The organism is Kitasatospora sp. Root107 (assembly GCF_001424875.1).
Taxonomy (GTDB): domain Bacteria; phylum Actinomycetota; class Actinomycetes; order Streptomycetales; family Streptomycetaceae; genus Kitasatospora.
On sequence record NZ_LMCT01000004.1, the window covers coordinates 47,635 to 66,762 of the forward strand.

Here is a 19,128-nt window from a genome sequence, read left to right on the forward strand (position 1 = left end):
CGGTCAGGAATTGACCGGAGCGTCGTCAGACCGGCTGAACGGGCGTCAGCTGCTTGCCGAGCCACTCCAGCGCGGGCGGGATCTCCCTGGTCCAGGTGTGGAAGTTGTGGCCGCCGCTGTCGAGGGTGATGGTGGCCAGCCTGGTCGGCGCCTTGAAGGCGGCCACCATCTTCTGGGTGGCCGGGTAGTTCTGCTCGTTGTAGCTGGTGGCCAGCAGCAGTGCGACGGTCGGCGGCGGCGTGTGCTTCAGCCGCCAGACCAGGTCGTTCTCCCGCTCCAGCTGCTCGTTGCCGCCGAAAAGGTCACCGGTGGTGACATCGGTCGGCGCGGCGTAGTAACCGGACAGCGAGATCGCGGTGCGGTACGAATCCGGCCTGCGCAGCGCGAACTTGAGCGCGCAGTAGCCGCCGGTGGAGTTGCCGATCACCGCCCGCTGCTCCGGCTGGTCGGAGACCCGGTAGGAGGCCGCCACCGCCTTCGGCAGGTCCTCGGCGAAGTAGGTCTCCACCTGCGGTCCGTTCGGGATGTCGATGCACTCGGTGTCCCGGTTGCCGACCACGGTCGGACGCATCATCACCAGCACGGTCGGCGGCAGCTTCCCGGCCTCGACCGCGGCCAACGCGGAGGTGGGGTACGCCATCAGCGAGATCAGCTTCTCCGCCGACCCGGGGTACCCGGCCAGCACCAGGGCCATCGGGAACTTCCGTTCGGCGTACCCCGGTTGGAAGTACTGCGGGGGCAGGTAGACGTACGCGGAGCTGCTGAGTCCGGAGGACGCGCCCTTGATCTCGACCTGCTGGATCACACCCGCGCGCTCGCGGGCCGAGCCCTGCGATGAGTACACCTTCTGCTCGCCCCGGACCGCGACCGGCTTGCCGGGCTGCTGCTCGACCACCGTGCCGGGCTCGCCGTCGGAGCCGAGCAGGTCGCTCCAGCTGGTGTAGAAGCCGAAGTAGGAGTTGGCCACCAGGCCCATCGCCACCAGCACGGTGACCTGGGTGGCCAGGAAGGCGCCGAGCCGGCCGGTCCAGGACTTCCACCCGGGTCCGGCCAGTTTCGGCCAGAGCGACAGGGTGGCGACGAAGGCGGCCGTCGCGAGCAGGACGGCGACGAGCTGGATCAGGTTTCCGGTCAGGCTGGGCACTTGCTGATCGTAGATGAGAGATTCCTGAGAGTCCGCCAGACCCCGCCTGTCACGCACCGGCTGGCGGCAGAGGGCCGGGGCGGCGCGCCGGTCCCGTGCTATAAACGGCCACATGAGCGAAGCCCTGGCCCGGCGGGCCGCCACGCTGGAGGATGTGGCCCGAGCTGCGGGTGTGTCCCGGTCCACGGTGTCCCGGGTCATCAACAACATCCGCAACGTCGACCCCGAGTTGCAGCAGACCGTCCGCGACGCGGTGGCCGCCACCGGGTACGTCCCGAACGCCGCCGCGCGCGCCCTGGTGACCCGGCGGGCGGGTGCGGTGGCGCTGGTGATGTCCAGCTCGGCCGGGCAGGAGGAGATCTTCACTGACCCGTTCTTCGGACGGGTGGTGGGCGGGATGATCGGTGCGCTGCGCCCGCTCGGTGTGCACCCGGTGCTGATGCTGGCCGACGACCCGGCCGCCCGCGAACAGGTGCTCTCCTACCTGCGGCAGGGCAACGCGGACGGCGCGATGGTGGTCTCCACCCGGGCCGACGACTCGCTGCCGGGACGGCTGCTCGAAGCCGGGCTGCCCACCGTGCTGTTCGGCCGGCCGGCCGAGCCGCTGCCGGGGCAGCTGAGCTGGGTGGACCTGCGCAACGTCGAGGGCGGCAGGATGGCCGCCGAGCATCTGCGGGCCAGGGGCTGCCGACGGATCGTCACCATCGCGGGTCCGGCCGCGATCTCCGCCGGAGCGGACCGGCTGGCCGGTGCCCGGGCGGTGCTCGGCGACATCCCGGCGGTCGAGGGCGACTTCGGCCAGGCCAGCGGGGCCCGGGCGATGGAGCGGCTGCTGGCCGAACACCCGGACCTGGACGGGGTGTTCGCCGCCAACGACCTGATGGCGCGCGGCGCGGTCGCGGTGCTCACCGAGCACGGCCGACGGGTGCCGGCGGACGTCGCGGTGATCGGCTTCGACGACAGCAGCGCCGCCACGGTCGGGCTGCCGCCGCTCACCACGGTGCGGCAGCCGGTGGAGGAGATGGCGGCCGAGATGACCCGGATCCTGCTGGACCGGATCGCCGATCCGCTGTCCGGGCCAGGATCGGTGCTGTTCGATCCTGAGCTGGTGATCCGCGAATCCGCCTGACCGGTGGCCGGGTTGCCCGGACTGCGGCCTGCTCGGCGTGCTCGGCCGGCGAAGGAAATTCGTACACCTCTCGAAGGATGAGTGGCACCGGTCTAGTCCACTATCGTTCCGGTAGCCACCGGGAGGCCCGATGATCCGCTCTGCGCAGAGCCGCACCATCCATGCCGGACACGCGTCGGGAGCGGTGGTCCGCTGCGGCGTGTCCGACGCGATGCTGGCCGAACTCCCGGTCTCCGTCGTGTTCTTCTACGACAAGGAGCTGGACCGGGACCGGCTGGCGGCCGGACTGGCCGAGGCGCTCGGCCGGGCGCCGCTGTTCGGCGGGCGGCTACGGGCGGGCGAGGACGGACTGGAGATCGTCTGCTCGGACGCCGGGGTGCCGCTGGTGACGGCCGAGGCGGCCGAGACGCTGCCCGAGGCGATGAGCAGGATGACGCTCGGCTCCTCCGGTTACGTGGACCACGTCGAGGCCAACCGGGCGCACTCCGGCGAGGCAGCGCTGTTCACCGTCAAGGTCAGCCGACTGGCCGACGGCGGAACGGCGTTGGGGTGCTCCTGGCACCACGTGATCGGGGACGTGCAGAGCTTCATGACGCTGATGCAGGCCTGGTCGGCGGCGGTCGAGGGTGCCGAGCCGCCCGAGGTCGGCATCGCCGGTGACCGGGAGAGCTTCCTGGACGCGGTGCTCCCGGCCGAGGACTCCGGACGGCTCGGGTTCCGGATTCCGGAGCCGGCGGAGGCCGAGCTGCTGGCGCACGAGTTCCGTACCGCGCCGCGCGCCAACCGGACCGTCCAGGTCTATTTCACCGACGGCGAAGTAGCGGCGATGAAGGACGAGTTCGGCGCCGTCACCGGGCGGCGGCTGTCGGCCAACGACGTGCTCGCGGCCCATGTGGTCACCACCGTCCGGCAGTTGGACGAGGACACCGAGGCCCGTGACCTGCTGCTGCCGGTGAACGTCCGGCGGCACCTGGGCATCCCGGCCGGTCAGCTCGGCAACCTGCTGGGCGAGGTGGTGCTGCGCTGCGCCCCGGCGGGGGAGCCGGCCGCGCTGGCCGCCGGAATCCGCTCGGCCGTGGACGAGTTCGCCACCGCACACCTCAGCCTGCGGACCAACCGGGACTTCCTGGCCTCGGTCGGCCGGGAACGGCTGCGGGACTGCGTGCCGCTGGGCTTCGACCCGGCCAACAAGACCTTCACACTCTCCAGCTGGAGCAAGGCAGGGGTGTACGAGGTGGCCTTCGAGGGTCATCGCCCACTCGCTTTCAGTCCCGGTGCCAGTGTCCAACTTCCCTGGGTGGCCTGGCTGGTGGAGGGCTTCGAGGGCTCCGGTCACCTCTTGACCGTGGTGCTGCCCGCCCGCCTCGCCGCCCGCCTGCGCGGGGACGAGGGACGGGCGGCCGTACACCGCCACCGCGACCCGGCCGAGGTGCTGCCGGAGCTCGCGGTGGCGATGCGGAAGTTGGTCTGAACCCGCTGCCGGTGGCCCCCGCCGGGGCCACCGGCACGGCCCTTACGGGAAGGAGACGACCACCGAGGGGGTGGTGGACGTACCCGAGGTGGGGGCGCCGATGTCGTTGATCACGTGGTTGTACTGGCCGTTGCCGCCCAGCGAGACCACCAGCAGGTCGTGGAACTTCACGCCCGGCTTGACCGGCGCCTCGAAACCGTGGTCCTGACGGATGGTCGGGTCCACGTTGTAGTAGCAGTAGCTGCCCAGGCCCCAGCCCTCGTGGGTGGTGACGTTGTCACCGACCTTGTAGGCCGCGTACCCCTGGACCGAACCGTTCTGCACGGCGGCCTGGTTGGGCGCGTCGTAGGACTTCTCGTTCTGGAAGAAGACGGTCTTGCCGTTGTTGCCGTACCACTGCACGTCGTACTTGTTGAAGTGCTCGACGAACAGGCCGGTGGCCAGCACGTCGTCACCGTTCACGACCAGGCCGTAGTCCGAGCGGTTGGTCTCCCAGCCCCAGCCCTCGCCGTGGTCGGCGCGCCACAGCCAGGTGTGGTCGATGATCGCGTCGTCGCTGTTCACCACGACGGCGGTGGTCGCCTTGCCGGCGCCCGCGCCGCCGACCCGGACGAAGACGTCCTGGACGGTGGTCGGGTTGCCGCCGTGGTCGGCGGCCGAGTTGGCCGGGCCGACCTCCAGCAGGGTGGCCGAGTTGACCGGGCCCGCGTCGATCAGGAAGCCCGCCAGCTTGACCCCGTCCACGTCGGCGACCTTCATCGCCGTCACCCCGTTGTCCGGGATGACGGTGGCCAGGCCGAGGCCGAGCACCACGGTGTCCGCGCGGGTCACGTTGATGGTCTGGTCGACGTGGTAGACGCCGGGCGTGAAGAGCAGGTTGAGGCCCTGGGCCAGCGCCGCGTTGATGGTCGCGGCGGTCGCGCCGGGCTTCACCACGTAGAACTGGGCCAGCGGGATCGAGCTGCCCTGCGGGGTGCCGGCCCAGGAGACGCCGCTCGCGTTGGTGCGCTTGGCCGGGACGAAGACCTTGTAGTCGTTGCCGTCCAGGTAGAGGAAGGGCTTCTCCCGGGAGACCGGGGTGGTGTCCAGCGTGGTGTACGGCGGGTTCGGGAAGGCCCCGCCGGCCGGGGCGCCCTGGACACCGGAGAAGACCTGGTTCCAGACGCCGTTGCTGAAGCCGCCGATCGAGCTGTCCCGGGTGTACCACTGCTGCTGCGAGTAGTTGCCGATCTGGCCGTCGACCTTGCTGTCCGCGATGTAGCCGCCGCTGGCCCAACCGTAGCCGCTGGGCGCCAGGTTGAGGCCGCCCCTGACGTGCATCCGGCGGAACGGTGCGGCTTGCGAGACCGCCCAGCGGTCGGTGCCGTTGACCGGGTTGAGCGCGAGGTTCTCGGCCGAGCGCCAGAAGTTCTGGGTGGCGTTGCCGTTGAACCAGCCCGCGTCGACCGTGACGTCACCGTTGATGTTGGTGTCGTCGGGGGAGAGGCCGAGACCGGAGATCGAGGTGTAGAAGCCGATCTGCGCGTTCAGGTTGTTGTACGTACCCGGCTTGAACAGGAACTGGTAACGGCCGGTACCGAACTGGGCCGACTCCTGCTGGGCGAAGACCTCGTCCAGCTTGGCCTGGATGTTCGGCGTCGAGGGGTCGAAGACGATCACGTTCGGGCCGAGGTCGCCGCCACCGGGTATCGGCGGCACGCTGCCGCCACCGGTGTTCACCTGGAACTCCCAGAGCGAGTAGCCGTAACCGGTGCCCCGGGTGAGGCCGTTCATCCTGACGTACCGGCCCGAGCCGCTGACGTCCAGGCTCTCGGTGCCGCCCGTGCCGTTGGTGGTGGTGCGGATCGTGGTCCAGCCGGTGCCGTCGTTCGAGGTCTGGAGCTGGTACGACTTCCCGTACGCGGCCTCCCAGTTGAGCACCACGTGGCAGATCTGCTGGACCGAGCCCAGGTCGACCTGGAGCCACTGCGGGTCGCTGGCGGCGGAGGCCCAGCGGGTGCCGTTGTTGCCGTCGGTGGCCAGGGCCGCGCCGGTGCCGCCGTTCTCGGTCGAGGAGGCGGTGGTCGGCCTGCCCTGGGCGGCGTTGGTGGTGCCACAGGACGGGGGTGTGGCGCCGGTGCTGCCGAAGACCTGGAACTCCCAGAGCGAGTAGCCGTAGCCGGTGCCCCGGGTGATGCCGTTCATCCTGACGTACCGTCCGGACCCGGTGACGTTGATCGTCTCCAGGCCGCCGGTGCCGTTGGTGGCGGTGTACACGGTGGTCCAGCTGGTGCCGTCGCTCGAGGTCTGGAGCTGGTACGACTTCCCGTACGCAGCTTCCCAGTTGAGCACGACCTTGCTGATGGTGGCGGTGGCGCCCAGGTCGACCTGGAGCCACTGCTGGTCGGTCGCGGCCGAGGACCAGCGGGTGGCGCTGTTGCCGTCGACGGCCAGGGCCGCGCCGGTGCCGCCGTTCTCGGTGGAGGAGGCGGTGACCGTCTTCCCCTGCGAGATCAGCGAGTCGGCGGCGTTGGCGGTGGCGCCGGGTAGGGCGAGCACTGCTCCGGAGAGCAGGGCAAGCGTGGTGGTGGTCGCGGCAATACCGCGTGCCGAAGTGAGCCTCACGGGCTTCTCCTGCGCTGGGTGGGGTGGGGGTGGGGGAGGCGCAGCGGCGGACAGACGCGCCGTCGGAGTATCTCGGAGAGCGCTCCCCGAGGGGAGTGTGGAGGGCTCAACTTCCCGGTGTCAAGGAGCCGGTGAGCATTCGGCACACGATCGAGTTGCACTGTCCAGGGGCTCGGGGAACTGCGAGGAGATCTGGCGCGTGGGTCACTGCGAAGGTGCCTGACCACCCTCGACCTGCAACGTCTTCCGAGGTCGGCGTCGCAGTTCCCCGAGCCCCTGGTGGTGCGCAATCAGCGAATAGATCCGCCCGAGTCGAGGAAGCGCGAGAGCGGGAGCGTTGCGGCTCCGACGGTGACGGCGTCGGGGCCGAGCCGGCCGAGCTCGATGGAGGTCTGGGCCCGGGGGAACCGCAGGGCGTACGAGGTGGCCGCGTCCCGGACGGCGGGCAGCAGGCGGGGGCCGAGCAGCAGCCCGGCCCAGCCGCCGATGATGATCCGTTCGGGGTTGAACAGGTTGATCAGGTCGGCGATCGCCGCGCCGAAGTACTCGGCGGCCTCGGCGAGCAACGCGACGGCTGACGGTTCGTCACGTTCGGCGGCGGCCAGCAGGGCCGCCAGGCCCTCCTTCTCCGAGCTGCCGGGCGGCGCCTCGCCCCAGCGCTCGACCAGCGCCTCTGCGCCGACGTACGCCTCCAGGCAGCCACGGGAGCCGCAGCGGCAGAGCCGTCCGCCGACGTGCACCTTGGTGTGGCCCCACTCGCCCGCACTGCTGGTGGCGCCCCGGAACCGGGCTCCATCGGCGATCACGCAGGCACCGACGCCCGAGCCGAAGAGTGCGACCACCGCGTGCCGGGCGCCCTGCCCGGCGCCGAACCACATCTCGGCCTGGCCGAGCGTCTTGGCGCCGTTGTCGACGTAGAGCGGCAGGTCGGTGCCGGCCCGCAGCAGGCGGCCGAGCGGGACGGCGTCCCAGTCCACGGTCTGGCTGTGCACCACGATGCCCAGGCCGTCCTGGCCCGGTTCACCCTGCTCGACGATGCCGGGCACCCCGACGCCGACACCCAGCACCTGGGACTCCTGGACGCCGGTCTGCTTCAGCACCTCGCCGATGCCGGTGAGCATCAACTCGACCACGTGGTCCACGTCGTGGCCGTGGTCGGAGAGCGGGTGGTCGCTCGCGGCGAGCTCGGTCAGGGCCAGGTCGAACAGTGCGACCCGGACCTGGGTCTCGCCGACGTCCACCCCGATCAGGTGGGCCCGGTCCGGGGTGACCTGGAGCAGGATGCGCGGGCGGCCGCCGTCCGACTCGACCGACCCGCACTCCTCGACCAGGCCGTCCGAAATCAGTTCGCCCACCACGTTGCTGACCGATCCGCCGCTCAGCCCGCTGATCTGGCCCAACTCCTGTCTGCTCAGCGGACCTTCGAAGTACAGCCGGTGCAACAGGGTGGATCGACTGCCCCGTCGCAGGTCACGGACGGTCTGCTTGCCTCGCTCTGCCATCTGGTCTCCCTCCTGATCCGAATCTATCGCTGCACGGACTCTTGACGCCAGCTTTTCTCACACGTTAAATCACGGTCCGAAGTAAGCATCAGAGCTGGCGACTTCACCCCACCATCCCCACCCACTCGTCCGAGAGGGACACGGTCATGCGCATCAACCGTCTTGCTGCGGCCACCGCCCTGGTTTCCGTCCTCACCCTGACCGCCACCGCCTGCGGCGGCGGTTCCACCTCCGGAGGCGGCGACAACAGCAGCCCCAAGACTCTCACCTACTGGGCGAGCAACCAGGGCACCAGCCTGGAGAACGACAAGCAGGTCCTCGAACCCGAGCTGAGAAAGTTCGAGGCGCAGACCGGCATCAAGGTGAAGCTGGAGGTGGTCCCCTGGTCCGACCTGCTGAACCGGATCCTCGCCGCCACCGCCTCCGGCCAGGGCCCCGACGTGCTGAACATCGGCAACACCTGGTCCGCCTCGCTCCAGGCCACCGGCGCGCTGCTGCCGTTCGACGACGCCACCTTCGGCAAGATCGGCGGCAAGGACCGGTTCCTCCCGGCGACCATCGCCTCGGCCGGCGCGGCGGGCAAGGCCCCCGCAGCGGTGCCGCTGTACTCGATGGCGTACGGCCTCTACTACAACAAGAAGCTGTTCGACGCGGCCGGCATCAGCAAGCCCCCGGCCACCTGGGAGGAGCTGGTGGCGGACGGTCAGAAGCTGACCAAGGACGGCAAGTACGGCCTGGCGATCGAGGGCGGCAACGTCTCGGAGAACGTCCACCACGCCTTCGCGCTCGGCAAGCAGCACGGCGCGGACTGGTTCGACGCCGCGGGCAAGCCCGTCTTCGACACCCCCGAGGCGGTCGCGACGGTCAAGCAGTACGTCGACTTCATCGCCAAGGACAAGATCGCCGCCCCCGGCAACGCCGAGTACGCCGCCAACCAGTCGGTCACCGACTTCGCCAGCGGCAAGGCCGCGATGCTGATGTGGCAAGCCGCCGGGGCCTCGCTCAAGTCGCACGGGATGAACCCCGACGACTACGCGGTCGCGCCGATCCCGCTGCCTGCCGGTGCGAGTGGCAGCAAGGCGGTCACCTCGATGGTCGCGGGCATCAACCTGGCGGTCTTCAAGAACAGCAAGAACACCGACGGTGCGCTGCAGTTCGTGAAGTTCATGACCAGCAACGAGGAGCAGATCCAGCTCAACAAGACCTACGGCTCGATCCCGCCGGTGAAGGACGCCCAGGCCGACACCGCCTTTGCCACCCCCGAGCTGAAGATGCTGTCGAACGTGCTCGCCACCGGCGCGGCCCCGCTGCCGCAGGTCGCCAACGAGAGCCAGTTCGAGACCCTGGTCGGCACGGCGGTGAAGAACCTGCTGGCCGCAGCGGCCGCCGGCAAGCCGGTCACCGAGGACTCCGTGAAGGCCGAGCTCACCAAGGCTCAGCAGCAGATGCCGGCCAGCTGACATGACCAGACGGCGACTTGGCCTGCCCTACCTGCTCCTACTCCCGGCGCTCGCCCTGGAGTTGCTGATCCACCTGGTCCCGATGGTGGTCGGCATGGTGATGAGCTTCAAGCAGCTCACCCAGTTCTACATCCGGGACTGGTCGACCGCTCCGTGGTCCGGCCTCGACAACTACCGCGTGTCGGTGGACTTCTCCGCTCCGATCGGCCAGTCGCTGCTGAACTCGTTCTGGGTCACCTGCCTGTTCACCGCCCTGGCAGTCGGGTTCTCCTGGCTGCTGGGGACGGCGGCGGCGGTCTTCCTGCAGGAGTCGTTCCGGGGCCGCGGGCTGCTCCGGACGCTCTTCCTGATCCCGTACGCCCTGCCGGTGTACGCGGCGGTGATCACCTGGTCGTTCATGTTCCAGCGGGACACCGGACTAGTGAACCACCTGCTGGTGGACCAGCTGTACCTGTTCGACGAGAAGCCGTTCTGGCTGATCGGCGACAACAGCTTCACCGCGCTGGTGGTGGTGGCGGTCTGGAAGACCTGGCCGTTCGCCTTCCTCACCCTGATGGCCGGCCTGCAGAACATCCCGCGCGAGCTGTACGAGGCGGCGGCGATGGACGGCGCCGGGGTCTGGCAGCAGCTGCGCAAGATCACCCTGCCCTCGCTCCGGCCGGTCAACCAGGTGCTGGTGCTGGTGCTCTTCCTGTGGACCTTCAACGACTTCAACACGCCCTACGTGCTGTTCGGGAAGTCCGCACCGGAGCAGGCCGACCTGATCTCCATCCACATCTACCAATCCTCCTTCGTCACCTGGAACTTCGGGGCGGGGTCGGCGATGTCCGTGCTGCTGTTGCTCTTCCTGCTCCTGGTGACCGCCATCTACCTCTTCTTCACTTCACGCCGGAGGGACGCCGATGCTTAAGCCCCCACCTTCGTTCCTCTGGACCCGCCGGATCTTCCTCACCTTGCTGACCGCCTTCACCCTCACCCCCGTGCTGGTGATGGTCAGTTCCTCGCTCAAGCCGCTGCAGGACGTCCAGGGCCCGTTCCGGTGGATCCCCAGCGAGCTGACGTTCCGTCCGTACCTGGACATCTGGAGCACCGTCCCGCTGGCCGACTACTTCGTCAACTCGCTGATCGTGTCGGTGAGTGCGACCGTGCTGTCGGTGCTGATCGCGATCTTCTCCGCGTACGGCGTGAGCCGGTACCGCTTCCGGGGACGGAAGTTGTTCACCGTCACGGTGCTTTCCACCCAGATGTTCCCCGGCATCCTGTTCCTGCTGCCGCTCTTCCTGATCTTCGTGAACATCGGGAACGCCACCGGCGTCGCGCTGTACGGCAGCCGGGGCGGGCTGATCCTGACCTATCTGACCTTCTCGCTGCCGTTCTCGATCTGGATGCTGGTCGGCTACTTCGACTCCATCCCAAGGGACTTGGACGAGGCGGCGGCGGTGGACGGCTGCGGCCCGCTGCGCACCCTGGTGCGGATCGTGGTGCCGGCCGCCACCCCCGGGATCGTCGCGGTCAGCGTGTACGCCTTCATGACCGCCTGGGGCGAGGTGCTGTTCGCCTCGGTGATGACCAACGACACCACCCGCACCCTCTCGGTCGGGCTGCAGGGCTACGCCACCCAGAACGACGTGTACTGGAACCAGGTCATGGCCGCGTCCCTGGTGGTCAGCGTGCCCGTGGTCGCCGGATTCCTGCTGTTGCAGCGCTACCTGGTCGCCGGGCTCACCGCCGGGGCCGTCAAGTGACCCTCTCCGAAAGGCAGATGATGGATCTCAGTGCTCTCCCCGACGACTTCCTCTGGGGCGCGGCCACCGCCGCCTACCAGATCGAGGGCGCGGTGAACGAGGACGGCCGGGCGCCCTCGATCTGGGACACCTTCTCCCACATCCCCGGCAAGGTCGACAACGGCGACACCGGCGACGTGGCGTGCGACCACTACCACCGGTGGCCCGAGGACCTCGGCCTGGCCCGCCAACTCGGCCTGGACGCCTACCGGTTCTCGATCGCCTGGCCCCGGGTGGTGCCGCTCGCCGACGGCGTGGTCAACCCGGCAGGGCTGGACTTCTACGACCGCCTCACCGACGCCGTGCTTGCCGCCGGGATGACCCCTTTCCCCACCCTCTACCACTGGGACCTCCCGCAGGCCCAGCAGGACCGGGGCGGCTGGGCCGTCCGCGACACCGCCCTGCGGTTCGCCGAGTACGCCGAGGTGGTGGCCGCGCGGCTGGGGGACCGGATCACCCACTGGGCCACCCTCAACGAGCCGCTCTGCTCGGCCTGGATCGGCCACCTGGACGGCACGATGGCGCCGGGCATCACCGACCTGACCACCGCCGTCCGGGCCTCGTACCATTTGCATCTGGGCCACGGCCTGGCTGTGCAGGTGCTCCGCTCCACCGTCCCCGGCGCGCAGATCGGCATCGTCAACAACCTCAGCCCGATCGAGGCCGCCTCCTCCGGCGAGGCGGACCTGGCGGCCGCCGTCCGCGCCGACGGCCACATCAACCGCTGGTGGCTGGACCCGGTGTTCGGTCGGGGCTACCCCGAGGACATGGTCAAGCTCTACGGCGTCGACCTCCCGATCCAGGACGGCGACCTCGACCTGATCGGCGCCCCGCTGGACTGGATCGGACTCAACTACTACTTCCGCCAGTTCGTCGCCGACGACCCGACCGCCCCGGCCCCCGGCTTCCGCCAGGTCCGCGGCCCGAACGCCGAACACACCGCGATGGACTGGGAGGTGCACGGCCCGGGCCTGGAACAGCTGATCCTCCGCCTCACCGAGGACTACGGCGCCGGAAAGATCTACGTCACCGAGAACGGCTCCGCCTACCAGGACACCGTGACCGCCGACGGCGCCATCCACGACCCGGAGCGGACGGCCTACTTCGAGCAGCACCTGGCCGCCTGTGCCCGGGCCGTCGCCCAAGGCGCCCCGCTGGCGGGCTACTTCGCCTGGTCCCTGCTGGACAACTTCGAGTGGGCGTACGGCTACGACAAGCGCTTCGGCCTGGTCCACGTCGACTACGCGACCCAGCAACGCACCATCAAGACCAGCGGCCACCGCTACGCGGAACTCATCCGCAACCACCGCTCGCGGTAGTGCCTCGGCCGGATGTCGTTCCCTCGCTCTGCGTACTGCGGGGGAACGACATCCGGGCGGCGACGCTACATCCCGACGTAGATCCTCCACAGCCAGGGCTCCCGGACGGCGGGCAGCCGGGCGAGGGTGTAGTGACACGCCCACGGGTTGGGATCGGTCGGTCTGTTGGAATACGGTGGAAGCGGATCGTCCCGAAGCACCCCTTCGGGCATTCCGCCGGTCGCGGGAGCGCGCAACCAGGTGCCTTGGAAGGCGAGTTGAAGCCACAGTCCAGCCGAAAGCGGCACGGTCTCCCCAGCGTCGGGCGGCTGCCACGGCTCACCGGTCCGGGGGTGGCGCGGTACCAGGCTGATGTCGGGTGCGGGGTCGAGGGAGCGTAGCCCCGGTCCGGCCAGGTCCACCGTCTTCGCCGTCGGTCCCGGCGGGAGCCAGGCGGCGATCGCGCGACGGAACAGATTCGCGACGGGCCCGGGCTTGAAGCTGAGCGGGGCACCTCCCGAAGCCACCAGCAGGTGGGCCATCGCCACGCCGGCCGCGACGTCCGACTCCGGGCCCCACCACCCCGTCAGATCCACCGACGGCATGGCCAGCCGTTCCTCGGCGAGCACCGTCTCCCAGTCGGCCGGAGCGGGGGCAGGGCCGTCCACCGCGACACGGCGCACGGCCTGCGGGTCGAGCCGCACCTCCTGCCAGAACGAGCAGACGTCCATGCGGGAACCCACCTCCTGGCCACACTGCGCACAGGCGAGGTTGGGCCCGTCCCCGCCGTCCACTCCGCAGCAGTACCCGTCGCACCGCTCCAGGATGAATCGCAGCGCACGGGTGTCACCCGGGGCCAGGACCACCGAATCCGACGGACCCTCAGAGACCGAGTAGACCGGTGCGAACACGCCGCGGGCTGCCGCCTCGTCCGCCCCGATTTCGTCCCACAGTCGCCAAGGCAGCCCTATCGGCTGGGGATCGACAGCGTACGTCCCGGTGGCCATCAGGGCTGGGAGACGAACCCCGTTTCCGTATTTGTGGTTTGCATGAACGGGCAGCACCACCCGCTCCACCGGTGCGGTCAGGACGGTCCCGCACCCCGAACACGCGAAGACATCGGCCAACTGCGCTCCCCTGACTCAGAAGAGCCGATTGTCGCTCCCGGCCGATCGAGCGCCAACACCTTTTCTCACGTGTCAGGCGGTCAGGCCCCGTAGCCGTCGTCCGGAGTGCTGGCCGGGATGGGTGGGCAGTCGTGGGGGTCGTGGCTGACCACCTTGTTGAGGACCGGGTCGGCGAGGAGTGGGCCGTCGTAGTCGTCCCGGGTGGTGAAGCAGAAGCTGACGGCCACGCCGCCCGGTTCGGTCAGCACGGTGCACTGGCCGTCGATGCGGTCGTCCCTGGTCCAGGACACGCCCAGAGCGTCCAGCCGGGCGAGCACTGCGCTGAGCGGCAGCTCCGACTCGAAGGTGCAGCCACCGGGTACTCCACCTCGCCGTGCCAGGCCGGCACGATCACCATGGTCACCAACCGGCAGCGGCAGACCACCAGTTGCAGGTCGCCGTAGCCGAACCAGTGCGGCCAGCGCCAACGCTTGTCGACCGGATCGCCCACCCACGGCGGCCCGAGGGCGGCGGCCAGCTCGGGCAGCGGTACCCGGCAGCCGACCGGCCCGATCAGGCCGGTGCGGCCGAACTCGGTCAGGACGTCCAGTGCGGTCATGACCAGGAAGCCTGCCAGACCGTCGTCAGGACGCCGTGCGCGGGATGCGCCGCTCCCAGTCCCGCTCGAAGATCACGTCGCCGGCCTCCAGAGCCGTGAGACGGCTGCGGGTGGTGAAGTGGGTGGCGTCGCAGGTGATTTCGGAGCGAGTGCGGACGGTGACGTCCCAGCCGAGGTCGGGGCGTTGCAGGCGGACGGTCCAGTCGGAGCGGGTGGTGGCGGAGAGCGGGTCGTCGGTGAGGATGCGGTAGGCCTCGACAGCCTGTTCGTCGAAGATCAGGCCGTCGGGGTAGCGGCGGGAGCCGCCGTAGTTGGGGTCGACCTCGAGGCGCCATTCGCCGGTGGCCACGTCGCGCAGGACCTGGCGTTCGGGGCGGGCGGTGAGTGGTTCGGTGTGCTGGACGTCCAGGCCGACGGACTGCTCGGGGGACTCGAAGGTGATCGGTGCGGAGCCCGCGTCGGCAGCCAGGTGACGGACCGGCAGGGCGAGCACGCTGTGGCCGGGGTCGATCTCGAAGCCGGCGGCATCCGGCTGGGGCCAGATCCAGGGCCAGTAGGCGGAGGAGAGGGCGAGCCGGATCCGGTGGCCGGCCGGGAAGGCGTGGGCGATGGAGACCAGGGAGAACTCGACCTCCTCGACCGAACCCGGGGTCCACTCGACCACCCGGTCACGGCCCTGACGGGCGGTCAGGTTGAGCACGCCCCGGGTGACCAGGGTGGAGGAGCCATCCGGCGCGACGTCGCAGAGCCGGGCGATCACCTGCCCGCGCCGGGTGTCGCAGCGCACCCGGAGGCGGACCGAGGTGTTGCCGAGGATCTCGACCGGTTCGGGCAGTGGGGTGGTGTCGAAGCAGACCGAGCGGCCGTCCTCCTCGCGCTGATCCGGCGGCAGGTCGGAGGCGTTGCCGAACGGGAAGAACCGCCCGGCGTCCACGCCGGTGTGCTGGGGGGAGCGGACCCGTACGAAACGGTCCAGGGAAGAGGTGCCGGCCGTGCGCAGCACGTCGTCCAGGCCGTAGTGGATCTCGCGGACGTCCGGCGAGGGCCAGGACTCGTCGCCGACCCACCGTCCGGGCCGGTTGGCGTACACTGTCGCGGGCGGCACCGACTCGTTCATCCAGGTGCGCAGCGCGGGCTCCGCCAGCACCCCCGTGTCGACGTCCTTGAGCCAGTGGTCCCACCAGCGCAGCGTCTCCTGCAGGAAGCCGATCGCCGGGCCCGGCGGCAGGCCCCGGTCGGGGTACTGGTGCGACCAGGGGCCGATGATGCCGCGGACCGGCGCGTCCAGGTGCTCGACCAGCCGCAGCACGGTGTCCCGGTAGGGGTCGGCCCAGCCGCCGACGGCGAGCACGGCGGCCTTGATCGCGCCGTAGTCCTCGCAGACGCTGCCGTGCCGCCAGTAGTCGTCCCGGGTCTGGTGCGAGAGCCAGGGGTGGATGAACGGGTCGACGGCTTCGAGGCGGGAGCGCCAGATCCGCCGCCAGTCCTCGCCGACGTACTTCGGGTCCGGCGGCCGCCCGACGAAGGCGAGCATGGTGGCGGACCAGGCGTGCATGTCGACGGCGAGCAGCGAACCGCCCATGTAGTGCACGTCGTTGTCGTACCGGTCGTCGGTCGAGCAGACCGTGACCACGGCCTGCAAGGCGGGAGGTGCCAGCGCCGCGATCTGCAGGCTGTTGAAGCCGCCCCAGGAGATCCCGAACATGCCGACCCGCCCACTGCACCAGGGCTGCGCGGCCAGCCACTCCACCACCGCGACCCCGTCGGCCAGCTCCTGCGCGGAGTACTCGTCGCCGGGCAGCCCGCCGGAGTTGCCGTGGCCCCGGACGTCGACCCGGACCGAGGCGTAGCCGTGGCCCGCATACCACGGGTGGCGCTGGGCGTCGCGCGGCGCCGTCCAGTCGGTGAGCCGGTACGGCAGGTACTCCAGCAGGGCGGGCACGGGCTGGTCGGTGACGGGGCGCCAGATCCGGGCGTACAGCTCGGTGCCGTCGGCCAGCGGGATGCGGAGGTCCTCGCGGGTGGTCCCGTACGGGTAGCTGTCGGGGTGCTGCATGGCGGGGACCTCCTGGGTGTGGCCGTGTGGGATCAGGTCGGATCAGCGGGTCACGACCTAGTGAACGGGGTGCATGGTCCGGCGCATCCAGGGGAGCGCGAGGTACAGCGCGATCCCGGCGGCCACGGCGAACAGGCCGAGCGCGCCGTAGTACACCGAGTCGGCGATCTCGCCGTAGAGCTTGGTGAGCTGGGCGGCGATGCCCTGGGAGAGGGCGAGCGAGAGGAACCAGACCGCCATGGTCTGGCTGGCGAAGTGACGGGGCGCCAGTTTGCTGGTGGCGGACATGCCGGTGGTCTCCAGCAGGATGTCGCCGCCGCCCATGAAGAGGTAGCAGCCGAGCAGCCAGAGCCCGGCGATCTGGTAGTCGCCGCTCTTGCCCGCCGTGGCCGGGACCAGGATCAGGAAGGAGATGCCGGCCGCGAACAGCGAGTAGGCGATCTTCCGGGAGGCGTGCGGCTGGCGGTGGTCCAGCCGTACCCAGAGTGCGGCGATCACCGGGGCGAGCAGCACCTCGATCGCGCCCAGGATGGAGGTCCACCAGCTGGACGGGAAGTGCCAGCCGAAGATGCTGTTGTCCACGTGGTCCACCGCGAGCAGGGCGAGCGTGGTGTAGGAGGAGAACAGCACCAGGTTGAAGACCACCGAGGCGAGGAAGAGGACCATGTACGGCCGCAGCCGGCCGCGCTCCTCGCGGGTCACCTCGGGGCTGCGGAACATCACCGCGAAGTAGGCGATCGGGGCCAGTACCGAGACCAGCGTGATCAGGTCGACGGCGCGGTCCATGGTGAGCCAGCCGACGAGTTGCAGCAGCACCCCGACGGCGGCCACCAGGAGCACCACCGCCACCGCCCGGCCGGCCCAGCGGGTGCGTTCGGCGTCGGTGAGCGGGTGCACCGGGCCGCGGTCGCGGTGCAGCGTGGAGCGGCCATGCACGTACTGGATCACCCCGAAGGTCATCCCGATCGCGGCGGCCGAGAAGCCCCAGTGCCAGCCCTTGTTCTGGCCGAGCCAGCCGCTGACCAGCGGGCCGGCGAAGGCACCGATGTTGATCGCCATGTAGTAGAGGGCGAAGCCCGCGTCCCGGCGGTCGTCGTCGGTGGAGTAGAGCCCGCCGACCAGGGTGGCCGCGTTGGGCTTCAGGAAGCCGGTGCCGATCACGATCAGGCCGAGGCCGACCCAGGTCATGGTGGCGGTGGGCACCGACATCGCGTAGTGCCCGCAGGCGATCAGCACGCCGCCATAGAGCACGGCCCGGTAGGAGCCGAGCATCCGGTCGGCCACCCAGCCGCCGACCACCGAGGTCAGGTAGACCAGGGTGCCGTAGGCGGAGACCACCGAGGCGGCGGTCCCCTGCAGCATGCCGAGGCCGCCGTTCGAGACCGAGTCGGCGAAGTAGAGCACCAGGATGGCCTGCATGCCGAGGAACGAGAACCGCTCCCAGACCTCCAGGCCGGAGAGGGTGAGCAGGCCGCGGGGGTGACCGAAGAAGGAGTGGTCCAGTCGGGCGGAGTCCTGGCTTTCGATGTCTGTGCTGTTCAGCAAGGGAGCTGCCTTCGGTCGGTCCCGGTGATCACCGAATCAGACAATAGATGACTTTTACTCCTATTTCCTGACGGAATGTGAGCTGCCGCGCCGTCAGGGCGGCCCGAGTGCTCCGATGCGCCGGGGTGGCGCAGTTGCACATGGCTTGCAACTGCGACCCAGTACGGGGAAAGATGGCCCAGCTCGGCGACCTGGGCATCTCGTACGACTTCATGGAGGACTGCCGCATGGCTGCGACCGGCCGACTGCGCGACCGGCTCACCCGTCCGGAGTGGCTGCGACTCGCCGGGATGGGGGGTTTCGTCCTGGCGCTGCACGTGATCGGGTGGTTCACCCTGATCGGGCTGGTCGCCCCTGAGCAGTACGACGTCGGCGGACAGGTCTTCGGCGTCGGGATGGGGCTGACCGCCTACACGCTGGGGATGCGGCACGCCTTCGACGCGGACCACATCGCGGCGATCGACAACACCACCCGCAAGCTGATGGGGCAGGGGCAGCGTCCGCTCTCGGTCGGCTTCTGGTTCTCGCTCGGGCACTCCTCGGTGGTCTTCGGCCTCTGCGCGCTGCTGGCCTTCGGCATCCAGTCGCTGGCCGGGCAGGTCGAGTCGGACGACTCCACCCTGCACGACCTGACCGGTCTGATCGGGGTCGGCGTCTCGGGCGTGTTCCTGCTGCTGATCGGCCTGATCAACCTGGGTGCCTTCAACGGCATCCTCAAGGTGTTCCGGAAGATGCGTCAGGGCGAGTTCGACGAGGACGAGCTGGAGCGCCAGCTCGACAAGCGCGGCTTCCTGAACCGGATCCTCGGCCGGGTCACCCGGGCCGTCACCAAGCCCTGGCACATGTACCCCGTCGGCCTGCTCTTCGGGCTCGGCTTCGACACCGCCACCGAGGTCTCGCTGCTGGTGCTGGCCGGCGGCGCGGCCGCCTTCCAGCTGCCCTGGTACGCGTTGCTGGTGCTGCCGGTGCTGTTCGCGGCGGGCATGAGCCTGCTGGACACGATCGACGGCTCGTTCATGAACTTCGCCTACGAGTGGGCGTTCTCCAAGCCGGTCCGCAAGATCTACTACAACCTCACCGTCACCGGCCTCTCGGTGCTGGTCGCGCTGGTGATCGGCACCATCGAGCTGGTCGGCCTGCTCGGCGAGAAGCTCGACATCAGCTCGGGCCCGGTGGCCTGGATCGGTGCGATCGACCTGGACATGGTCGGGTACGCGATCGTCGGCCTGTTCGTGCTCACCTGGGCCGGGGCGGTCGGGTACTGGAAGCTCGGCCGGGTCGAGGAGCGCTGGTCGGCCGGCCTGGAGAAGGCCGCCGCCCGGGACTGACGCCCACTCAGCTCGCGTCGTGCACGTCTGAGCACCACGGCCCGGGCCGGGAGCACTGCCCGCCGTACCGGGTGGTCAGCCG

The 19,128-nt window shown here is 69.8% G+C and carries 15 protein-coding genes; 7 read left to right on the forward strand and 8 right to left on the reverse strand.

Annotation, left to right across the window (positions count from 1 at the left end; translation table 11 throughout):
• Window positions 1-25: 25 nt before the first annotated feature.
• Window positions 26-1,144: an esterase family protein gene (locus tag ASC99_RS05370; RefSeq protein ID WP_057228856.1), complete on the reverse strand. Its 1,119-nt coding sequence runs from the start codon at window positions 1,142-1,144 to the stop codon at window positions 26-28.
• Window positions 1,145-1,256: 112 nt separating this feature from the next.
• Between ASC99_RS05370 and ASC99_RS05375 the strand changes: the two genes are divergently transcribed.
• Entirely contained in the window at window positions 1,257-2,273 is a 1,017-nt protein-coding gene (locus tag ASC99_RS05375; protein ID WP_057228858.1) for a LacI family DNA-binding transcriptional regulator, read from the forward strand.
• A 130-nt stretch (window positions 2,274-2,403) separates the two neighbouring features.
• Window positions 2,404-3,744, forward strand: coding sequence for an acyltransferase (locus ASC99_RS05380; RefSeq protein ID WP_057228860.1), 1,341 nt, complete (start codon window positions 2,404-2,406; stop codon window positions 3,742-3,744).
• Between the two features lie 42 nt (window positions 3,745-3,786).
• Here ASC99_RS05380 and ASC99_RS05385 read toward each other — a convergent pair whose 3' ends face one another.
• Together ASC99_RS05385 and ASC99_RS05390 are read right to left on the reverse strand one after the other, a co-directional pair.
• Window positions 3,787-6,348, reverse strand: a complete 2,562-nt coding sequence (locus tag ASC99_RS05385; RefSeq protein WP_082598097.1) for a discoidin domain-containing protein — start codon at window positions 6,346-6,348, stop codon at window positions 3,787-3,789.
• A gap of 290 nt (window positions 6,349-6,638) precedes the next feature.
• On the reverse strand, window positions 6,639-7,850 hold the full coding sequence (locus ASC99_RS05390) for an ROK family transcriptional regulator (RefSeq protein WP_057228862.1): 1,212 nt from the start codon (window positions 7,848-7,850) through the stop codon (window positions 6,639-6,641).
• Window positions 7,851-7,996: 146 nt separating this feature from the next.
• Between ASC99_RS05390 and ASC99_RS05395 the strand changes: the two genes are divergently transcribed.
• The 4 genes from ASC99_RS05395 to ASC99_RS05410 are packed head-to-tail and all read left to right on the forward strand — an operon-like array spanning window position 7,997 to window position 12,413.
• Window positions 7,997-9,310: a sugar ABC transporter substrate-binding protein gene (locus tag ASC99_RS05395; protein ID WP_057228865.1), complete on the forward strand. Its 1,314-nt coding sequence runs from the start codon at window positions 7,997-7,999 to the stop codon at window positions 9,308-9,310.
• 1 nt (window position 9,311) lies between these two features.
• Window positions 9,312-10,220, forward strand: coding sequence for a carbohydrate ABC transporter permease (locus ASC99_RS05400; protein ID WP_082598098.1), 909 nt, complete (start codon window positions 9,312-9,314; stop codon window positions 10,218-10,220).
• A complete protein-coding gene (locus ASC99_RS05405) occupies window positions 10,213-11,055 on the forward strand; it encodes a carbohydrate ABC transporter permease (protein ID WP_057228867.1) in 843 nt (280 codons plus the stop codon). The genes ASC99_RS05400 and ASC99_RS05405 overlap by 8 nt, the downstream gene beginning before the upstream one ends.
• Before the next feature lie 17 nt (window positions 11,056-11,072).
• Window positions 11,073-12,413 (forward strand): GH1 family beta-glucosidase, encoded by a 1,341-nt coding sequence (locus ASC99_RS05410; protein ID WP_057228870.1) that lies wholly within the window; start codon window positions 11,073-11,075, stop codon window positions 12,411-12,413.
• 65 nt (window positions 12,414-12,478) lie between these two features.
• Here ASC99_RS05410 and ASC99_RS42020 read toward each other — a convergent pair whose 3' ends face one another.
• From ASC99_RS42020 to ASC99_RS05430, 5 genes are all read right to left on the reverse strand, one after another.
• The gene (locus tag ASC99_RS42020) at window positions 12,479-13,123 is read right to left on the reverse strand and encodes a hypothetical protein (RefSeq protein ID WP_369824172.1); all 645 of its coding nucleotides are present in this window, start codon (window positions 13,121-13,123) and stop codon (window positions 12,479-12,481) included.
• Window positions 13,124-13,599: 476 nt separating this feature from the next.
• Entirely contained in the window at window positions 13,600-13,809 is a 210-nt protein-coding gene (locus tag ASC99_RS38265) for a hypothetical protein (RefSeq protein WP_157531384.1), read from the reverse strand.
• Entirely contained in the window at window positions 13,761-14,117 is a 357-nt protein-coding gene (locus tag ASC99_RS05420) for a hypothetical protein (protein WP_057228871.1), read from the reverse strand. The genes ASC99_RS38265 and ASC99_RS05420 overlap by 49 nt, the downstream gene beginning before the upstream one ends.
• 25 nt (window positions 14,118-14,142) lie before the next feature.
• The gene (locus ASC99_RS05425; RefSeq protein ID WP_057228873.1) at window positions 14,143-16,173 is read right to left on the reverse strand and encodes a CocE/NonD family hydrolase; all 2,031 of its coding nucleotides are present in this window, start codon (window positions 16,171-16,173) and stop codon (window positions 14,143-14,145) included.
• Between the two features lie 57 nt (window positions 16,174-16,230).
• Window positions 16,231-17,718, reverse strand: a complete 1,488-nt coding sequence (locus tag ASC99_RS05430) for a peptide MFS transporter (RefSeq protein ID WP_082598099.1) — start codon at window positions 17,716-17,718, stop codon at window positions 16,231-16,233.
• Window positions 17,719-17,945: 227 nt separating this feature from the next.
• On the opposite strand from ASC99_RS05430, the gene ASC99_RS05435 reads away from it, so the two are divergent.
• On the forward strand, window positions 17,946-19,046 hold the full coding sequence (locus tag ASC99_RS05435; RefSeq protein WP_057229221.1) for a HoxN/HupN/NixA family nickel/cobalt transporter: 1,101 nt from the start codon (window positions 17,946-17,948) through the stop codon (window positions 19,044-19,046).
• Window positions 19,047-19,128: the final 82 nt, after the last annotated feature.